The organism is Neobacillus bataviensis LMG 21833, from assembly GCF_000307875.1.
Taxonomy (GTDB): domain Bacteria; phylum Bacillota; class Bacilli; order Bacillales; family Cytobacillaceae; genus Neobacillus; species Neobacillus bataviensis.
Window position 1 is genome coordinate 19,827 of the sequence record NZ_AJLS01000039.1, and the last position, 17,442, is coordinate 37,268.

At 37.9% G+C, this 17,442-nt stretch carries 21 protein-coding genes and 1 pseudogene; 12 read left to right on the plus strand and 10 right to left on the minus strand.

Annotated features, from left to right (window positions below):
• Entirely contained in the window at nucleotides 1-1,239 is a 1,239-nt protein-coding gene (locus BABA_RS05525) for a saccharopine dehydrogenase family protein (RefSeq protein ID WP_007084152.1), read from the minus strand.
• Nucleotides 1,240-1,932: 693 nt separating this feature from the next.
• Here BABA_RS05525 and BABA_RS05530 point away from each other — a divergent pair.
• Nucleotides 1,933-2,502, plus strand: coding sequence for a general stress protein (locus BABA_RS05530; protein WP_007084153.1), 570 nt, complete (start codon nucleotides 1,933-1,935; stop codon nucleotides 2,500-2,502).
• A 295-nt stretch (nucleotides 2,503-2,797) separates the two neighbouring features.
• Here BABA_RS05530 and BABA_RS05535 read toward each other — a convergent pair whose 3' ends face one another.
• Nucleotides 2,798-2,980, minus strand: a complete 183-nt coding sequence (locus BABA_RS05535; protein WP_007084154.1) for a hypothetical protein — start codon at nucleotides 2,978-2,980, stop codon at nucleotides 2,798-2,800.
• 213 nt (nucleotides 2,981-3,193) lie between these two features.
• On the opposite strand from BABA_RS05535, the gene BABA_RS05540 reads away from it, so the two are divergent.
• Nucleotides 3,194-3,679 (plus strand): TraR/DksA family transcriptional regulator, encoded by a 486-nt coding sequence (locus BABA_RS05540; RefSeq protein ID WP_007084155.1) that lies wholly within the window; start codon nucleotides 3,194-3,196, stop codon nucleotides 3,677-3,679.
• A 164-nt stretch (nucleotides 3,680-3,843) separates the two neighbouring features.
• Here BABA_RS05540 and BABA_RS05545 read toward each other — a convergent pair whose 3' ends face one another.
• Nucleotides 3,844-4,332, minus strand: coding sequence for a pyridoxamine 5'-phosphate oxidase family protein (locus BABA_RS05545; protein WP_007084156.1), 489 nt, complete (start codon nucleotides 4,330-4,332; stop codon nucleotides 3,844-3,846).
• A gap of 283 nt (nucleotides 4,333-4,615) precedes the next feature.
• On the opposite strand from BABA_RS05545, the gene BABA_RS05550 reads away from it, so the two are divergent.
• The 3 genes from BABA_RS05550 to BABA_RS25955 all read left to right on the plus strand — a co-directional run bounded on the left by BABA_RS05550 (nucleotide 4,616) and on the right by BABA_RS25955 (nucleotide 6,970).
• Nucleotides 4,616-5,548: a DMT family transporter gene (locus BABA_RS05550; RefSeq protein WP_007084157.1), complete on the plus strand. Its 933-nt coding sequence runs from the start codon at nucleotides 4,616-4,618 to the stop codon at nucleotides 5,546-5,548.
• An 80-nt stretch (nucleotides 5,549-5,628) separates the two neighbouring features.
• Nucleotides 5,629-6,006: a RidA family protein gene (locus BABA_RS05555; protein ID WP_007084158.1), complete on the plus strand. Its 378-nt coding sequence runs from the start codon at nucleotides 5,629-5,631 to the stop codon at nucleotides 6,004-6,006.
• Between the two features lie 103 nt (nucleotides 6,007-6,109).
• Nucleotides 6,110-6,970 (plus strand): alpha/beta hydrolase, encoded by an 861-nt coding sequence (locus BABA_RS25955; protein WP_007084159.1) that lies wholly within the window; start codon nucleotides 6,110-6,112, stop codon nucleotides 6,968-6,970.
• A gap of 112 nt (nucleotides 6,971-7,082) precedes the next feature.
• Here the strand turns inward: BABA_RS25955 and BABA_RS05565 are convergent, their stop codons facing one another.
• The 7 genes from BABA_RS05565 to BABA_RS05595 form a co-directional block, all read right to left on the minus strand.
• Nucleotides 7,083-7,355, minus strand: coding sequence for a hypothetical protein (locus BABA_RS05565; protein WP_007084160.1), 273 nt, complete (start codon nucleotides 7,353-7,355; stop codon nucleotides 7,083-7,085).
• A complete protein-coding gene (locus tag BABA_RS05570) occupies nucleotides 7,355-8,068 on the minus strand; it encodes a pirin family protein (RefSeq protein WP_007084161.1) in 714 nt (237 codons plus the stop codon). The genes BABA_RS05565 and BABA_RS05570 overlap by 1 nt, the downstream gene beginning before the upstream one ends.
• 176 nt (nucleotides 8,069-8,244) lie before the next feature.
• The gene (locus BABA_RS05575; RefSeq protein ID WP_007084162.1) at nucleotides 8,245-8,952 is read right to left on the minus strand and encodes an ABC transporter ATP-binding protein; all 708 of its coding nucleotides are present in this window, start codon (nucleotides 8,950-8,952) and stop codon (nucleotides 8,245-8,247) included.
• Nucleotides 8,945-9,724: an ABC transporter ATP-binding protein gene (locus BABA_RS05580; RefSeq protein WP_007084163.1), complete on the minus strand. Its 780-nt coding sequence runs from the start codon at nucleotides 9,722-9,724 to the stop codon at nucleotides 8,945-8,947. Before BABA_RS05580 ends, BABA_RS05575 begins: the two co-directional genes overlap by 8 nt.
• Before the next feature lies 1 nt (nucleotide 9,725).
• Nucleotides 9,726-10,661, minus strand: coding sequence for a branched-chain amino acid ABC transporter permease (locus BABA_RS05585; protein ID WP_007084164.1), 936 nt, complete (start codon nucleotides 10,659-10,661; stop codon nucleotides 9,726-9,728).
• Nucleotides 10,662-10,671: 10 nt separating this feature from the next.
• Entirely contained in the window at nucleotides 10,672-11,550 is an 879-nt protein-coding gene (locus tag BABA_RS05590; RefSeq protein WP_007084165.1) for a branched-chain amino acid ABC transporter permease, read from the minus strand.
• A 145-nt stretch (nucleotides 11,551-11,695) separates the two neighbouring features.
• Nucleotides 11,696-12,880 carry an ABC transporter substrate-binding protein gene (locus tag BABA_RS05595; protein WP_007084166.1) on the minus strand — a complete coding sequence of 395 codons (1,185 nt, stop codon included), beginning with the start codon at nucleotides 12,878-12,880 and terminating at the stop codon, nucleotides 11,696-11,698.
• A gap of 653 nt (nucleotides 12,881-13,533) precedes the next feature.
• On the opposite strand from BABA_RS05595, the gene BABA_RS05600 reads away from it, so the two are divergent.
• The 7 genes and pseudogenes from BABA_RS05600 to BABA_RS26375 form a co-directional block, all read left to right on the plus strand.
• A complete protein-coding gene (locus tag BABA_RS05600) occupies nucleotides 13,534-13,905 on the plus strand; it encodes a DUF2089 domain-containing protein (protein ID WP_007084167.1) in 372 nt (123 codons plus the stop codon).
• Nucleotides 13,906-14,295, plus strand: coding sequence for an SHOCT-like domain-containing protein (locus tag BABA_RS05605; protein ID WP_007084168.1), 390 nt, complete (start codon nucleotides 13,906-13,908; stop codon nucleotides 14,293-14,295).
• A 3-nt stretch (nucleotides 14,296-14,298) separates the two neighbouring features.
• Entirely contained in the window at nucleotides 14,299-14,568 is a 270-nt protein-coding gene (locus tag BABA_RS05610; protein WP_007084169.1) for a hypothetical protein, read from the plus strand.
• Between the two features lie 141 nt (nucleotides 14,569-14,709).
• Nucleotides 14,710-14,901: a hypothetical protein gene (locus BABA_RS05615; protein WP_007084170.1), complete on the plus strand. Its 192-nt coding sequence runs from the start codon at nucleotides 14,710-14,712 to the stop codon at nucleotides 14,899-14,901.
• A 268-nt stretch (nucleotides 14,902-15,169) separates the two neighbouring features.
• Entirely contained in the window at nucleotides 15,170-15,646 is a 477-nt protein-coding gene (locus BABA_RS05620) for a hypothetical protein (RefSeq protein WP_007084171.1), read from the plus strand.
• Between the two features lie 111 nt (nucleotides 15,647-15,757).
• On the plus strand, nucleotides 15,758-16,765 hold the full coding sequence (locus BABA_RS05625; RefSeq protein WP_007084172.1) for a DUF3231 family protein: 1,008 nt from the start codon (nucleotides 15,758-15,760) through the stop codon (nucleotides 16,763-16,765).
• A 221-nt stretch (nucleotides 16,766-16,986) separates the two neighbouring features.
• Nucleotides 16,987-17,293, plus strand: a pseudogene (locus BABA_RS26375) (DUF2243 domain-containing protein); the annotation flags it as partial.
• Nucleotides 17,294-17,442: the final 149 nt, after the last annotated feature.

The window sequence follows — 17,442 nt, forward strand, 5'->3', positions numbered from 1 at the left end:
TTAACGAACTAGCTCCAGTTCTTTCGTTTTCACAGATTCATCATCCACAAGCACTGGGTTAAAGTCTTCAACCCATGGAAGTCCCCATTTGTTCAACTCTTCCATGAATGGATCTGGATCAAATTCTTCGATATTATATACGCCAGCTTTATCCCATTTGCCTGTCAAAATCATCGCTGCACCAATCATTGCAGGAACGCCTGTTGTATAAGAAACGGCTTGAGAGCCAACTTCTATATAGCATTCTTGGTGGTCACATACATTGTAAACATAATATGTTTTTTCTTTTCCGTCCTTTTTCCCTCTGAAAATACAACCGATGTTGGTTTTTCCAACTGTACGAGGTCCAAGGGAAGCTGGGTCTGGTAACACTGCTTTCAAGAACTGAAGCGGAATGATTTGTTTTCCTTCGAATTCAATTGGTTCAATAGAAGTCATTCCGACATTTTCAAGCGCCTTTAGGTGAGTAAGGTAGCTTTGGCCAAAGGTCATGAAGAAACGAATGCGCTTAAGACCAGGGATGTTTTGCGCAAGAGACTCAAGCTCTTCGTGGTATAACAGGTACATATCTTTCTCGCCAACTTCAGCAAAGTTGTACACCCGTTTGATTTCCATTGGCTCCGTTTCAATCCATTCACCGTTTTCCCAGTAGCGTCCATTAGCAGAAACCTCACGGATATTAATTTCAGGGTTGAAGTTCGTTGCAAATGGATAGCCATGATCGCCGCCATTACAGTCAAGGATATCGATATATTCAATTTCATCAAAATAATGCTTTAACGCATAAGCAGAGAATACACCCGTTACACCTGGGTCAAAGCCGCTGCCTAAAAGAGCCGTAATACCCGCTTTTTCAAAACGCTCGCGGTATTCCCACTGCCATTTATATTCAAATTTCGCCGTATCTTCCGGCTCATAGTTCGCTGTATCCATATAGTGTGTTTTTGTTGCAAGACATGCATCCATAATGGTCAAGTCTTGATATGGTAACGCTAGGTTCATCACGATATCTGGTTTTACTTCATTGATTAACGCAATTAGCTCATCAACGTTGTTTGCATCTACTTGTGCAGTAGTAATTTTGGTTTTGCTGCCGTCAAGTTGATCTTTTAATTCATCACATTTTGATTTTGTCCGACTTGCAATACAGATCTCTTCAAATACCTCACTGTTTTGAACACATTTGTGGATGGCAACTGATGCCACGCCGCCTGCTCCGATAATAAGTGCTTTTCCCATTTTCGTATCTCCTAACTAAATAGATTTTGCCATGCAAAACGGAATTCCATAACAACAAAAAAGCAAGTGTAAAAACGCAAACCTGCGCACAACACTTGCTTTAGATATAAATGTAATATTAAAAATTATGTTCACACATGACAAAAGTCACGTGTATACGTCTACCGAAATAAAATGGCAGAAAGCTCTTTAATATTCAAAATATATCATTAAGGATCAGAGTCTATATAGCAAATAATTACTTTTACCACTCTTATTGACCGTTTCACAAGTTGATGTGCATATGCACTGGTTGTAAAGTAACCAACTTATAAAATTTGAGCTTTTAACTCAATCAATAGGGCAACTAAAGTTGCCAATCGGCATTTGACCCGGCTGTCCGTATGGCCTTAACTCCCGCAAGGAAGTGGTCAAAATTATCTGCTTGGAAAGACTCGATATATTGAATATTAGCTTTCCAATAAAACAACTATTTCATATTATCAGTATATTGTCATAATCACAAGAGAAAATTATTTTTCATCTAATTGGAAATGGTTTGCGGTGATAAACTATGAAAAATTGCGAGAAAACTATAATAAATGTGATGTCCATTGAAATATATTTCATACCAGCGAGGTTAAGAATAAATGTTTCACTTCTTCTAGCAGCGGGTAGATTTACTATAACTACTCGTTTAAAGGAGGACTTTTAATGGATATGCATGAAAAGCACTTGGTGGGAGTTTATGATACTGAAAATGAAGTGATCAGGGCTGTTGAAAACCTCAAACGCGAGGGCTATGCGGCCGAGGAGATATCGGTCATTGGAAAGAACAAAGATCAGATAAATAAAATTAACGATGCCACTAGTACGAACACGGAAGATGGCTTTGTAGCCGGAGCGGCAACAGGAGGTGCCCTAGGCGGGCTTGCCGGTTTATTGGCAGGCCTAGGAGCGCTAGCCATTCCTGGCATCGGGCCATTTATAGCTGTCGGACCATTAGCAGCAACGTTAACCGGAGCTGCTGTTGGTGCAGGAGCTGGCGGATTGGCAGGAGCTTTAATTGGAATGGGTCTTCCCGAAGAAGATGCAAATCGCTATGAGGGCCTTGTTAATGATGGGAAGTTTATTGTCTTGGTAGAACGTCGAGAAAATCGTGTGGGAGAGCACCCTTTTAACAATCATGTCAACCAAGGCTCTCCAGATCCAATCACGCCACCCGATAATCCGCCCGTTATTGACACCCCAATTACTGACATCGACAACAACCGAAACTTTTAATCATTGATAATAACTAGAGTGCCTTGCCCATCTGGGACGGGTGCTCTTTTCTTTTTTTCGAGCAGATGGTTTCTGCAGTAGGTCTAAGAGCGTTGGAAAACGAATTGAAAAGTTTTTCACGGCATATGCATGGGAAAAACGAAATAATTCCTATGGCAGCACCCCTAAGATTTGTAACAGCGTCAGAAGGATCTTAAAGGTAATTAGAATAACGATTATCCATTCGACAAACAATCCCCTTATCTGCACAAACAAATAGAAAGCACCCATTTAGAGTGCTCTCCCAATTAATCTACTACCTGAACAAACCTTTTACCCCTTTATAAATTATGACGAGTGAGAAGATAAGGACAGTTAGTATGCCAATGATATTAGTAACGGGTGAAACGCCTTCAAGAAATGAATTAGCTAAAGGAACTTTAATAAGTGCAAACCCTGACAATATAGCTGCAAGGAATAAGAGAATCCGATTATCCATTGGTTCTACCTCCTTTCTATGGGATTGATACATTATATGTCAGTTTCATTACAAATGTGACAATTTTGTTAAAATGGATTTATTGAACTTTATCCGATTTATCCCTTTTAATAATACCTTTAATCGTCTTCCCTTCTACTTAAGAAACGAGTTTAAGATTTTATGCTGAAAGGGTATATAGAATTAGAAAGTTAACGAAGGAGAGGGGAGAACATGATGAGAGAGAGGGAACTCACTTATTTTAAGAATAAATTAGTAAAAATAAAACAGGAAATGACTAAGGTGATCGAAACGAACCAGCCATTATCGTTTGAGGATTATGGGGAATTGTCTAGTTTGGATAATCATTTTGCGGATACCGCGTCACAATTGGAAGATAGGGAAGTACAATCTTCAATAAACGAATCGGCTAAACATATTTTAAATGAGGTAGATGAAGCGTTAGAACGAATACAAAACGGAACATATGGTATATGTGTGGAGACAGGAAAGGATATTCCTGTTGATAGGTTAAAGATCCTTCCCTATGCAAAACGTATTTTAGAGGCGCAAAAAAGGTTTGATGAAGCAGCGGATTCCAGTACTCAGATAGAACTCTCCTTTTCCACACCGGAGGATGATAAAAGGGGCGATCAACGTCTTCAAACAGTTGATGAATTGCAATACGAACATGGGAACTCATCATTCAGAATAAAGTAACGCTTCCCCCTTAGCTATCAGCAAGGGGCTTCTTCTTATGGATCGTTTTTTACATTAAAAGAAACTCTCCCGCGCATTGCCTCTTCGGTATTAGCTACAACGGATTAACATAACTCAACACAGCAAAATGGATTGTCCTATCACCAGACAACCCACTTTTGCTGTTATTTATTCAATTCAACCGTTTCATTAACATCTGTCGATTTAGTACTTTGTCCTGTCATGCGTTTATAGAGAAAGGCGATTTTCTTCGTAAAATTACCGGTTTCCCAATATTCGGCTGCTTCCGCTTTTACCTTTATCAAGACAACGTTAGGATCATCGTAAGAAGTTTGCATCACTTTCTCATATACTTTGCTCCACAATTCCTTTTTCTTGTCTAAATCCTCAACGATTTCCGCTCTTCCACGGACGGAAACATAGGATTTGCCTGCATAAGCCACATTAACATCTTGATCATCTAAAATTTCTTCATACTTATTAGTCTCTTTTTTAGTGAAAAACCATAAGTCGCCATCAAACTCTACTTCTTGTGTTTTCATAGGACGAGAAACAAGCCCTTCTTCAGTTACCGTAGTCAGCATAGCCGTGTCTACGTCTTTGATTAACTCTCTTAATGTTTCCAATTCTTCTTGTTTCATCATGTTAGACATTTCCATCACCTCATTAATGTTTACAGAGGTATACTACCCTTTTTACTAACTTTTATTCAGGTATGGCGGAATGGAAGTATGGAAAAAATGATTCGAAGGAAGCTAACAGAGTAAGTGTTAAAATATTTCAAAGCTAAAAGATTGCTAAAATTAGCCACCCAGGGATATTATTCCTTTTAGGGGCTTTTTTATTTCTTGAAAAATGGGAATAAAGAGAGAATTCTTTTGATAACGAAGGAACATTTTTAACATAAAAAACAGCATCAGAGGAAAGGACATAACGATGGAAGATAAACATAATAAGGGTCATTTATTAGCTTTACTCACCATTATAATTTGGGGTACAACTTTTATTTCCACTAAAATCTTACTAAATGATTTTACCCCCATTGAGATTCTGTTTTTTCGTTTCGTAATGGGTTTGGTTGCGTTAATGATTGTATACCCACACCGGATGAAGGTGGTGAATAGAAAGCATGAACTCTTATTCGCGGCTGCTGGTTTATGCGGTGTTACGTTGTATTATCTATTGGAAAATATCGCGCTCACGTTTACAATGGCTTCCAATGTAGGTGTAATCTGTTCATTAGCGCCATTTTTCACTGTGATTGTTGCTAATCTATTTTTGAAAGAAGAACCGTTGCGGATTAATTTCTTCTTCGGCTTTGTCGTTGCCATGGTCGGAATATATCTAATCAGTTTTAGCGGTGCTTCAAATTTTCAACTAAATCCGTTAGGCGATTTATTGGCGGTTGCTGCTACCATTGTTTGGGCCGTTTATTCTGTGTTGACGAGAAAAATTAGCAGTTTCGGTTATAATACGTTCCAAACGACAAGAAAGATGTTTTTCTATGGAATCTTATTCATGATCCCGGCTCTGTTTCTATTCGATTTCAAACTGGGGTTGGAGCGTTTTGCCACTCCTGTTAACCTATTAAATCTTATCTTTTTGGGTCTGGGTGCTTCCGCTCTTTGTTTTGTTACATGGAACTTTGCAGTTAAAGTATTGGGGCCTGTAAAAACGAGCATCTACATCTACATGATCCCGGTCATTACGGTGGTTACATCCGTCATCGTATTACATGAAAAAATAACGTGGTTGGCTGCAATAGGTACGGTTCTAACGTTAGCCGGGCTGTTTCTTTCAGAGGGCAGGATCTTTTTAAAGAAAAAGGCTTCTAAATCAAAACAGAGGGATAGTTTTTATGTCTCATAACTTTACTAGCAAAAATAAAATTATGCGGGTCTGTATATCTATACCTATTTTTTTCTTTATATCTAAAGGAGGAGTTTTATATGTCAAGAAAGGCTTTTAGTGCATCAGGAGCTGTTGCTGTTGGTCCTTACTCACATGCAATTGAAGCAGGAGATTTAATATTTTTATCTGGGCAAACCCCAGTAGACTCACAGACTGGAAAGCTTGTAGAAGGTGATATAGTTGAACAGACAAATCAATGTTTTAAGAATCTTTTCAATGTATTGGAAGCAGCAGGTTTAACTCCTGATAATGTTGAAAAAGTGAATGTATTCTTAACTGATATGAATAATTTCACAGCAATGAATGAAGTTTATGCTAAACAATTTTCTGGGCCATATCCTGCTCGTACAACTATAGGTGTGTCTTCCTTGCCTCTTGGTGCACGGGTTGAAATCGAGATGATAGCAAGAAGATAAAATTCAGGTAAAAAGGGCTCTATCAAATAGCTAGAGGCCCGGATCCTGCATCTTTTTACTCTGGAAAGTACTATAGGATTGATAGCATCAGGAGGAATACAGAATGGTAACAGAAGGGACATTTAATGGTGTCGATGATATCGAGCTATTCTTTCGTGTGATTGAACCATTAACAGCTCCAAAAGCGGCGGTTATCGTCGTTCATGGACATGGGGATCACAGCGGTGGGTTACAGAATATTAGTGAAAGCTTGGTTAATAAAGAATATGTTGTGTATGCCTTTGATTTGCGCGGACATGGGAAAAGCGCTGGTAAAAGGGGATATATACAGTCTTGGGATGAATTTAGCGGTGATTTACACGAGTTTCGCAAGCTTGTTTCACTCGATCAGCCCGGATTGCCCTTGTATATTGTGGGACATAGTATCGGCGGCCTGATTACGCTTGAGTATGCTTTGGAGCACAGTGCGGGTATTTCAGGAATAATTGCGATTTCTCCTGCCATCTCTTATGAAGTCACACCATTCGAGCAGTTAGGTATTAGTCTAATGGGTAAGGTTAAACCTGACTATCGCATCAGTAAACCTGGCAGGATTAGATTTTTAAAGAAAAAATCAGCGATTCGTGTTAAATACGAATCTGACAGTTTACGACATAATATTGTGACCCCTGGTTTAGGACGCAGCTTAATCCAAACGATTACACGGGTAGTAAATAAAGCTCAATCGATTACCCTGCCAGTCTTATTACAATACGGCCTAGAAGATAAAATTACTCCCCCAACTAAGCTGCTCCATTTTTTTAACCTTATGGGCTCTCAGGACAAACAGCTAGTTGAGTACCCTTCAGCTAGGCACCGCCCATTTGATGAAGTGGGAAGAGAGAAGTTTTTAGGAGATTTGGTCGGCTGGTTAGACCAGCTGTTTGATAAACAACAAAAGGTAGCTTACAGGGAGTTTAGTTAAAGCTTCATAAGCCACAATATTCAAGCACTACATAAAGTCTTGTATATTGTGGCTAATTGTCATTTTTACGGGGGGGGGGGGAAGGGTTGCCTAACAACACTTTATTATAACCTTAAACCGGGTAGGCGGTTTTATGATCAGCATAAATCAGCAATTTACTTTGATCCTCTAAGAACTCTACTATTCCCTCTGAGGAGTAAAACCAGGTCTTTTGATTCTCTTCGACATAAAAGATATTAAGTTCATTATGAAATTTTAATAAGGTAGCTGCTGTTTCATTATCGGTGTTAAATGAAATCTCCCATCCATGATCACTTGGTTTGATTTCGTATTCCGTGGTTTCATAGAACAGCCTGCTTCCAACAGTATGCCGAACATATAGCATTATTCCTCACCTCCAGGCAAATCAATTAAGAGGAAGGAGGAATCCTGTTTTGCTTGCAATGTTAACTCGTGAAGGTCTGTGATTCGCGCATCATCACGTTTTTGTAAAGTGACATCGCTATTAAGTGAAATTTCCCCTTCAATGATAAATAGATAAATCTTTCTTCCTGCTTCCTGCTGAAAATGAAGCTCTTTATCGGAATCTAATTTTGATAAATAGAGCGTTACATCTTGATGAATCATAGCAGCATTTTCTACTGGGCTACTTGATACGATTGGTAACAATTTATTGTGCAGATTGTCAGTATCAAACGAAATATCTTCATAGGATGGAGATAGTTGTTTCTTGTTTGGCATGAACCACAATTGCAGAATATGCGTTTCCTCATCTGATGTCGGATTAAACTCGGAATGGAGAACGCCGGTACCGGCCGTCATTCTTTGAATATCCCCGAATTTCAAGATTCCCACATTTTTTAAACTGTCTTCATGCTTTAACTGCCCCTTTAAGACAATCGAAACAATTTCTGCATCTCTGTGCGGGTGAATCCCGAATCCTTTCCCGGGTTGAATAATATCGTCATTCAATACACGCAATGGACCAAAATGAATATTTTCTTCATCATAATAAGATCCAAAGGAAAAACTAAAATGGCTTTCCAGCCAATCACTTTTTGCGGAAAAACGTTTGTCAGAAGGAGTAATCTGGATCATTGGTTATCACCTTTCAGTTTATGTTATCTTGGATTCGAGATAATTATACAATAATAAAATGGTATTTACTATGAGTTTTATGTTTTAGCAAAAAATAGAAGACCATTATATTCAAAAAGCAGAGGAGGCATATTCATTCGAATAAAGGCCTTCTCTGCTTTCTTACATAACCCTCTCTATAGTCCCCCAAGATAGGCTTTTTTAATTTCTTCACTTGCCTGCAATTCAGCTGCCGTCCCTGATATTTCGATGCGGCCGGTTTCAATGACATAGGCGCGGTTGGCAATTGATAATGCCATGTTGGCATTTTGTTCAACAAGCAGGACGGTCGTTCCGTCCTTATTGATCTGCTCGATAATGTTAAATATTTGTTTTACCATTAGTGGTGCCAATCCCATAGAAGGCTCGTCCAGGAGCAGCAGCTTTGGCTTGGCCATGATGGCACGGCCCATTGCCAGCATTTGCTGTTCACCGCCGGAAAGTGTACCGGATAACTGCTTGCGGCGTTCCAAAAGTCGAGGGAATAGCTCATACACTTTTTCCATATCCTTGCGAACCCCGCCCGCATCCTTTCTTGTATAGGCTCCCAATTCCAAATTTTCCTCTACTGACATATTGGAGAAAACACGGCGTCCTTCAGGGACGTGTGAAATTCCGGTCTTTACAATCGACTGAGGAGCCTTGCCAGAAATCGGCTCGCCTAAGTATTCAATTGTCCCTGATTTTGGCTTAAGCAGGCCAGATAAGGTTTTTAGAAGCGTACTTTTACCTGCACCGTTTGCACCGATTAAGGTAACAATTTCACCTTCTATAACCTCTAATGAAACCCCTTTAAGCGCTTGAATGTTTCCGTAAAATACATTGATGTTATTGACTTTAAGCATGATCGCTCGGAACCTCCTCACCTAAGTAAGCCTCAATGACTTTTGGATGGTTGCGGATTTCCTCCGGTGTTCCATCGGCAATCAGCTGGCCATGGTCGAGTACATAAATTCGTTCACAGATGCCCATGACTAGCTGCATATCATGTTCAATTAACAAAATCGTTAGATCAAACTGTTTACGAATAAATGCGATTAGTTCCATTAATTCGTGGGTCTCTTGTGGATTCATCCCGGCTGCAGGTTCGTCTAGCAGCAACAGCTTCGGACCTGCAGCTAAGGCACGGGCGATTTCTAATCGGCGCTGCTGCCCATATGGTAAATTTTTTGCCTTTTCATCCTTTAAACTGTCTAGGTTAAAAATTTTCAAAAATTCGAGAGCTTTATTCTCCATATTTTTTTCCTCAGAAAAATGGGAAGGAAGACGGAAGATGGAGCTCAAAATAGAGTTTTTCGCTAACGAATGATAGGCAACTTTTACATTGTCTAACACGGATAGTTCACTGAAAAGGCGAATATTTTGGAAGGTACGGCTGATCCCGCTTTGAGTTACTTTATAGGGAGGCAATCCGTTCAGCCGCCTTCCGTTAAATAAAATCTCACCCTCTGTTGGTACGTAGACGCCAGTTAACAAATTAAAGCTTGTCGTTTTCCCGGCGCCATTCGGCCCGATCAGACCAATCAGTTCACCTTGATTTAGTTCCATATTAAAGCCGGAAACAGCTTTTAATCCGCCAAACTGAATGCCGGCATTTTTTACTTCTAGCAGTGCCATTCTAATTGCCTCCTTTCGCCGTTTTCCACTTGAATAAATCTGTGATTTCACGTGTACCCATCAAGCCTTGAGGGCGGTACAGCATGACAATCACCAATACTAAACTATAGATAATCATTCGTGTTTCCGGATATTGCGCTAAAAACGCTGAAATAACGGTTAATAGGATGGCTGAAATCACCGAGCCGGTCATGCTGCCAAGGCCACCTAAGACAACGAAGATGAGGATATCAAATGATTTTAAGAAGCCGAAATTGCCGGGCTGTAAGATATAGAAATTATGTGAATATAACCCGCCGGCAATTCCAGCAAAAAATGATCCGATGGCAAAGGCAAGAACTTTATAATAGGTAGTATTGATTCCCATGGCATCGGCAGCAATCTCATTTTCACGAACCGCAATACATGCTCGTCCATGTCTGGAATTGGTAAAGTTGGCAATCACCAAAATCGTTATAAATAGACAGATAAACGTTATGGGCCAGGTGGTAAGATGGGAAACTTGCATCCCAGCGGCCCCGCCAACATAATCAATATTAAATAACACAATCCGAATGATTTCCGCAAAACCGAGAGTGGCAATGGCCAAATAGTCCCCTCGCAGCCTTAAGGTAGGAATCCCCACAATAAGACCAGCAAGAGCGGCAACTACTCCGCCAATGACGATGGCGAGAATAAACGGCAATTCAAATTTCATTGTGGCAATGGCCGAAATATAAGCCCCGACTGCCAAGAAACCTGCATGGCCGATGGAGAACTGGCCGGTAATGCCAATGACCAAATGGAGGCTGACCGCTAAAATAATGTTTATTGAGATTGTAATGAATAAGTTACTATAATATTGATTTAATAATCCGGAGCCGATGAAAAATTGGACGACTCCATAAACAATCGCCGCTAGAATCACAAATGCCCAAAATGGTTTTGATTTCTTCATTATTTTTCACCTAAACTTTCTCTTTTGTATTTTTACCAAAAATGCCTGATGGTCTAAAGATCAATATAAGAATCAAAATGATAAAGGCGGCTGCATCTCTCCATAAAGAAAATCCCGCGGCACTGACAATTGATTCAACTGAACCGAGGATAATTCCGCCAACCATCGCCCCTGGAATGCTGCCGATACCGCCCAAAACAGCTGCAACGAACGCTTTTAACCCAGGGATCACACCCATTAATGGTTCGATTTTTGTATAATAGACTCCGAACACGACCCCGGCTGCTCCTGCTAGTGCCGATCCAATGGCAAACGTGAAGGAAATCGTTTTGTCGACGTTTATTCCCATTAAGCGGGCGGCATCCATGTCAAGAGATACAGCGCGCATCGCTTTACCCATTTTCGTGCGGTGGACAATGAATTGTAAAATAATCATTAAGATAATAGAGGTTAATAAAATAAATAAAGACTGGCTGTTAATTTGGGCACCAAATAAATTGATTGCTTTGTTTGGTAAAACGTCAGCAGGATAAGCTTCCGGCTGTGCTCCCCGTATATAAATCATTAAATACTCAATCAACAGTGACATTCCGATTGCTGTAATCAATGCAGCAATTCTCGTAGCATTTCGAAGCCGTTTATAGGCAATCCGTTCAATTAATACTCCAAATCCAGCACAGAAAGCCATTGAAATGATGAGTGCTGGCAAGAAGCCTAATCCCCATCCCGTAATCGCATAGAACCCAATAAAGGCACCTACCATAAATACATCACCATGTGCAAAGTTGATCAATTTAATGATTCCATACACCATCGTGTATCCTAATGCGATTAAGGCATAGATGCTGCCGAGTGAAATTCCATTTATTAGCTGTTGTAACCAATCCATGCGTATTTTCTCCTTTTTTCTAAGGCTGTGTTGTTTATTTTCGCTGCTTCCTCTTATTGTGCGAAATCAAACATATTTTTAGCAAAGCCTTTTTTTAAAAAAAGTAAAATGGAAGGATAATCCTTCCACTTTACTGGTCATTTTATTAAGGATTAATTTTTGTGTTAAATACCTGCTTACCGTTTTTGTATTCTAAAACTGTTGCAGATTTAATTGGGTGGTGATTTTTATCAAGTGATAATACCCCAGTTACAAGGGATAAATCTTTGGTTTTTGCTAATTCTTTTTGAATCTTAACGGAGTCTGTGCTGCCTGCTCGCTTAATGGCATCAGCTAAGAAATAAACTGTGTCATAACCAAGTGCGTTGAAAGCGTTTGGCGCATCGCCATTGTTCTTATCTTTGAATGCTGTAACAAACTCTTGAACCTTTTTGTCTGGATCCTCAGTAGAATAGTGGTTGATTAGGTAGGTGTTATTTAATGCATCTGCACCTGCTAAATCAACTAATTTTGGTGAATCCCATCCGTCAGCACCCATTAATGGAACGGTGATTCCAAGCTCGCGGGCTTGCTTCACAATTAAACCAACTTCTTCATAATATCCAGGGATAAAAATAAATGATGGATTCTTCGCTTTAAGGCGAGTTAATGTTGCACGGAAGTCAGTATCCTTTGCTACATATGATTCTTCACCAACGATTTTACCGCCAGCTTTTTTAAATGTTTCCTTGAAAGCATCCGATAGTCCTTTTGCATAGTCACTTGAGTTGTCGGAAAAAATAGCTGCATCTTTAACCTTTAAATTATTCGCAGCAAAGTTGGCTGCAACTGTTCCTTGAAATGGATCAATGAAAGATGTACGGAAAACGAATTCTCTTACTTTTCCTTTTTCATCTACAGTAACAGTTGGGCTTGTTCCTCCTGGAGCCATAAGAACTGTCTTGGTATCATTTGCAATCTGTGCTTGTGCAACGGTGTTTCCGCTTGTTGCTGCTCCGATTACGGCATTTACTTTGTCTTGACTTGTAAGTTTAATGATTCCGTTTGTGGCTTCAGCCGCTTCTGATTTATTGTCCACTTTTATAACTTTAATTTGTTTACCCTCAACACCGCCAGCTTTGTTAATCTCTGCTACGGCCATTTCAACACCTTTTGCCATTGATTCCCCGTAAGATGCAACGTTACCGGAAAGCTCCATGTTTACTCCAAGCTTGAAGTCCTTGGAATTACCACCGTCGCCACCGCTCGCTTGATTTCCTCCTGAACAACCGGCAAGGATTCCGGCAGCTAAAGCTGATGCCATAAACACCTTACTAAATTTCTTTTTCATTTCTAGTTCCCCCTCTGATAGTTTTTTAATTTTTCTGACATTACCGTCCGAAATAGAGTATCGATAAATGATAGTTAGAAATGAGTTAACAATTAGTATATTAAAACAATTTTCTACTTTCGTCTAGTATATTATTTCAATATTTCAGAAACTTTTAATTCTTTTGCGAATGATAGGGCTTTCATGTCGAAAATTATCATAAAAGCTAGAAAAATCACTATATCATTACCTGAAATACCATAAATTTACGGAGTTGGACTTAGAGTAAATAAAAAATGAATAATAATATTGTGATAATTAAATTATTCTATTTATAAGGAATGGGAGTGGATTAGATAATTAGAAGGTGGGATTCACTGGTAATGGCAGCCAAAAACACTGGTGCCTGGCACAATAGCTTAACTGAAAAAGGTAACTTGTGGGAGTTTAGGTAAAGTGGACTGACTCAATGCGTTAAAACATTGGTGCCTGCCCTTTAGGAACAGACTCGGATTCTGAGTCTGTTTTTTAGTTTATACAGAATCATCATTATATTAAATATTAAATTAAATAAATTAAATTTTTTCTAAGTTTTTATAAAATATTTCAATTATATATTTTAATTAATTAATAACTGTTGTATGATTGAGGTAAATAAAGGAAGGGAGAAAAAGATGGCATACCCATTAATTACTAATTGTCCAGTTTGCAGCAAACAATTGAAAATTACGAAGTTGCAGTGTAACCATTGCCATACGACAGTGGAAAATGAGTTTGATTTATCAAAGCTAGCAGCCCTTGGTCAAGATCAGCTTCATTTTATTGAAATTTTTCTAAAATGCCGTGGAAATATCAAAGAGGTGGAGAAAGACTTGGGGATTTCCTACCCGACTGTTAGAGGAAAATTAGATGATATTATTTCCGCTCTAGGCTATTCCACGCAAAAGAAAACTGAAGTAGATAAGAAAAAGGTAGTTGCAATGTTGGATAAGGGAGAAATCACAGCGGAAGAGGCCATTCATTTATTAAAAGAGGGGGAATTATAAATGAAAGAGGAAATTTCAAGAGTGTTAACAATGGTCGAGGAGGGAAAAATCGATAAGGAAAAAGCAACCGAATTGATCAATATCCTGCAGGGTAAAGACCAGCTACAGCCAGTTCCATTAAAAAAGGAAATCCCCTATGGTAGCAAAATGCTGAAAATTCGTGTTACCTCCGAAAAAGGTGACAATGTCAATGTGAATTTGCCGATTAATCTTATAAAGGCTGTTTTAAAGGTTGGTACGAGTATCGCAGAAAAAATTCCAGAGGCTGAAAAATATGTGAAGGATATTAATGTAGATCTTTTAATCGCAGCCATCGAAAATGAACTGGACGGTCAAATTGTAGATGTTACTTCGGCTAATGGTGATAAAGTTTTTGTGGTGATTGAATAGTTTATGCTAAAAGTCAGGGTAAAATTAAAAGATAAAAAATTCTCCGTTCCAGTTCCTTATTCATTATTAAATATGTCCAGTTTTATTATTACTTCAAAAAGAGTAAATCGCTTTATTAATAAGGTTATAGAAAAGAATGGAAGTAAATTTATCTTCCCTCAATTTGACAGAAATGACTTGAAACCACTGTTACAAAGCCTATCTAAGCACAAGGGCTTAGTATTAGTGGATACAAAATTAGGGGATGGCACCGAAATTGAAATAAAATTGTGAGGCATTATTCCCAATCGGATAATGCCTTTTTTAAATGGATGGTGCCAGGTATCATTTACCAATATTTGGATTTATATAAATAAGAAATTAATCATGCTATACTTGGGGAACGAATTGAGATTCTGAAGGGAGTTAAATATTTTGAAGTATAGTAAATCGCAGATGCAACAGCTAATCAAGGATAATAAAGACTTGCATACACGCTTAAAAGAGTTGAAGGTAGAACACGGCCTTGAAAAAAACAATGCCCTCAAGGCATTGTACCATTCAGAAGTTGCTGACGGTGGAAAATACCAGACAGCCTATCAAGCGCTGGATCAGCACAAAAAATAGACTGACATTAGGCATTTGAAACATAGGGAAGGTACTATTGTTTAAATTTAAACAATAGTACCTTCCCTATTTATTCGTCTTAGATGGTAGCGCTTAAAGAATACATTTTATAACTTCTGTCATCTTATTTACTTCAGCAGTTATATGTATTTTTCTACTCATCATGGCAATATATATCCATCCCTGATTTATGGAAAAAATGAAAATATAATTGGTATTATTTTATATTATTGTTGCACATCCTAAAGAAATAGGAGGTGCATTAATAGTGAGGCATTCAAGATTTTTATTAATCCTTATGATGATTCTTCCATGGTTTTTAATACCACTTTTGGGAAGAAGGTCAATAAAACGCTTTCTTCCAGCAACTATACTTATTTGTTGTGTCGTTAAAATAAATAACATTAGTGCAAAGAAACGAAATTGGTGGAAGTTTTATACTAGTATTCATCCTAATATTTCAGGAGATATTCCTTTTATTTTGGGTCCGTACCTTCTATTTTCTTTAGGGATTTTAAAACTTACTTATGGCAAGTTAACATTATTTATGATTACCAATGCAATAGTTCATATCTTGTTTGCTTTTCCAGGAATGAAATTATTAAAACGATTAGGAATAGTTTCTTTAGTTCAGATGAAACCAATCCAATTGACATTTTTACTAACTATTAGAGGGTTTCTCCTATATGGTTTTCAATTTGCTATAGAGAATATTAAAAAAAATAATATCCTTTCGAAGGCTTAAACTCATTAAAAAGTTTTAATATTACAAGATGAGGTATTAAGGTAACTAATACATACTATAGTTGATTACTGGGGAAGGTATTTTTTAGTATAACTTTTTTGGAGGTTACTTATGTATGAAGATAAACAGATTAGGCTAACAGCGGGTGAAATTGGTCAACTTTGGCTTCAATACTTAAATGATAGCTCTAGCATATGTGTTCTTACATTTTTTCTAGAAAAAGTTGAGGATAGTGAAATTAAGCCTATAATTGAATTTGCTTTAGAATTATCAAAATCACATATTCAAAAGATTACAGCAATACTAATAGAAGAAAAAAATCCAGTTCCATATGGTTTTAGTATTAAAGAGGATGTAGATTTAAATGCTCCTAGGCTTTATTCCGATAGTTTTGCACTAAATTTTATAAACCAAATGTCTAAAGTTGGACTTACAACGTATGCTGGTAGTGTTGGAACATCTGTAAGAAGTGATATTAAATCCTATTACATGGATTGCCTTGCGGAAACAATGAAATTATATGATAAATCAACGGATTTATTATTGTCTAAAGGATTGTTTATCAGGTCTCCCAGCTTACCTAATTTAGAGAAGGTTGAATTTGTAAAAAAGCAATGGTTTATGTTAGATGTGTTCGGAGAAAAAAGACCATTAGTTGCTTCTGAAGTCGATAATTTATTTGCGAATATGCAAAGAAATGCCTTGGGGGTTACTGCACTAACCGGCTTTAGTCAGGTTGCAATGGATAAGGATGTAAAACAATTCTTTTTAAAAGGTTTAGAAGTTGGGAATAAACATATTAGATTATTTAGAGATAAGCTAGAGGAAAGTAAACTTCCAGCACCTATGGGTTGGGATTCAGAAATAACAAATAGTACAACCCATACTTTTTCTGATAAACTGATGATGTTCTTCACAAGTGGTTTGATTTCTTTGAGCGTTGGCTATTATGGTACAGCTGTTAGTCAAAGTCCTAGAGTAGATATTAGTGCAATGTATAACAGGCTTTCCTTAGAAGTCCAGATGTATTCTGAAGATGGAGCTAATATCATGATAAAGAACGGATGGTTGGAACAGCCTCCAATGGCATCCGATAGGGATGAATTAATAAGAAAATAGAATCAATTGTAAATCACATTTAAAGTCCTTCTGTATTTAACAGTAAGGACTTTTTTTATATCAAATGAATTATCTCTGATATATTTTGAGGAGTTGCACGTAAACTTGAAAATCTTGAACGACAGAAATTGTATAAAGATTATTTTTTTTGGATAAAGTTTTATGGAAGATATAAAAGCGGACTGATAATAAGAGAAGAATGGCGGAAAAAATAATGGCCGATAAAATCAATAATTCGGATAACTAATTTTCGTTCTACATTCTTAGCCCGAAATTTATGGTCAGGGTTTTTGTTTGGGCTTGAGTTGTTGCTTTTTTGGACGAAACTGTTTTTCATCAAATTTTACATTGGCATCATTTTTATGACAAAAGTACATTAAATATTGGTTTAGTCTCAGATGGCCTGTTTCATGCCTTCAGTTGGTTTGCAACCATCGGGGGATTATTCCTTCTAACAATTTAAGACGCAGAGAGGGATTTTGGTCGAAAAGGTGGGTAGGAGGAATGTTGCTTGGGGGAGGGGACTTCTTTAGGGGGCGTTAAATTTGAGAGTGGCAAAAATGGTTGTGTTTATGTTTTCTTGCAAATACTTTTATAAAATGTTAAACTTTAGAAGAATTATTTTTGTTCGGTGTAAAGGATAGTATAAGATTAACTTTTCGTCTTGATGATCACTG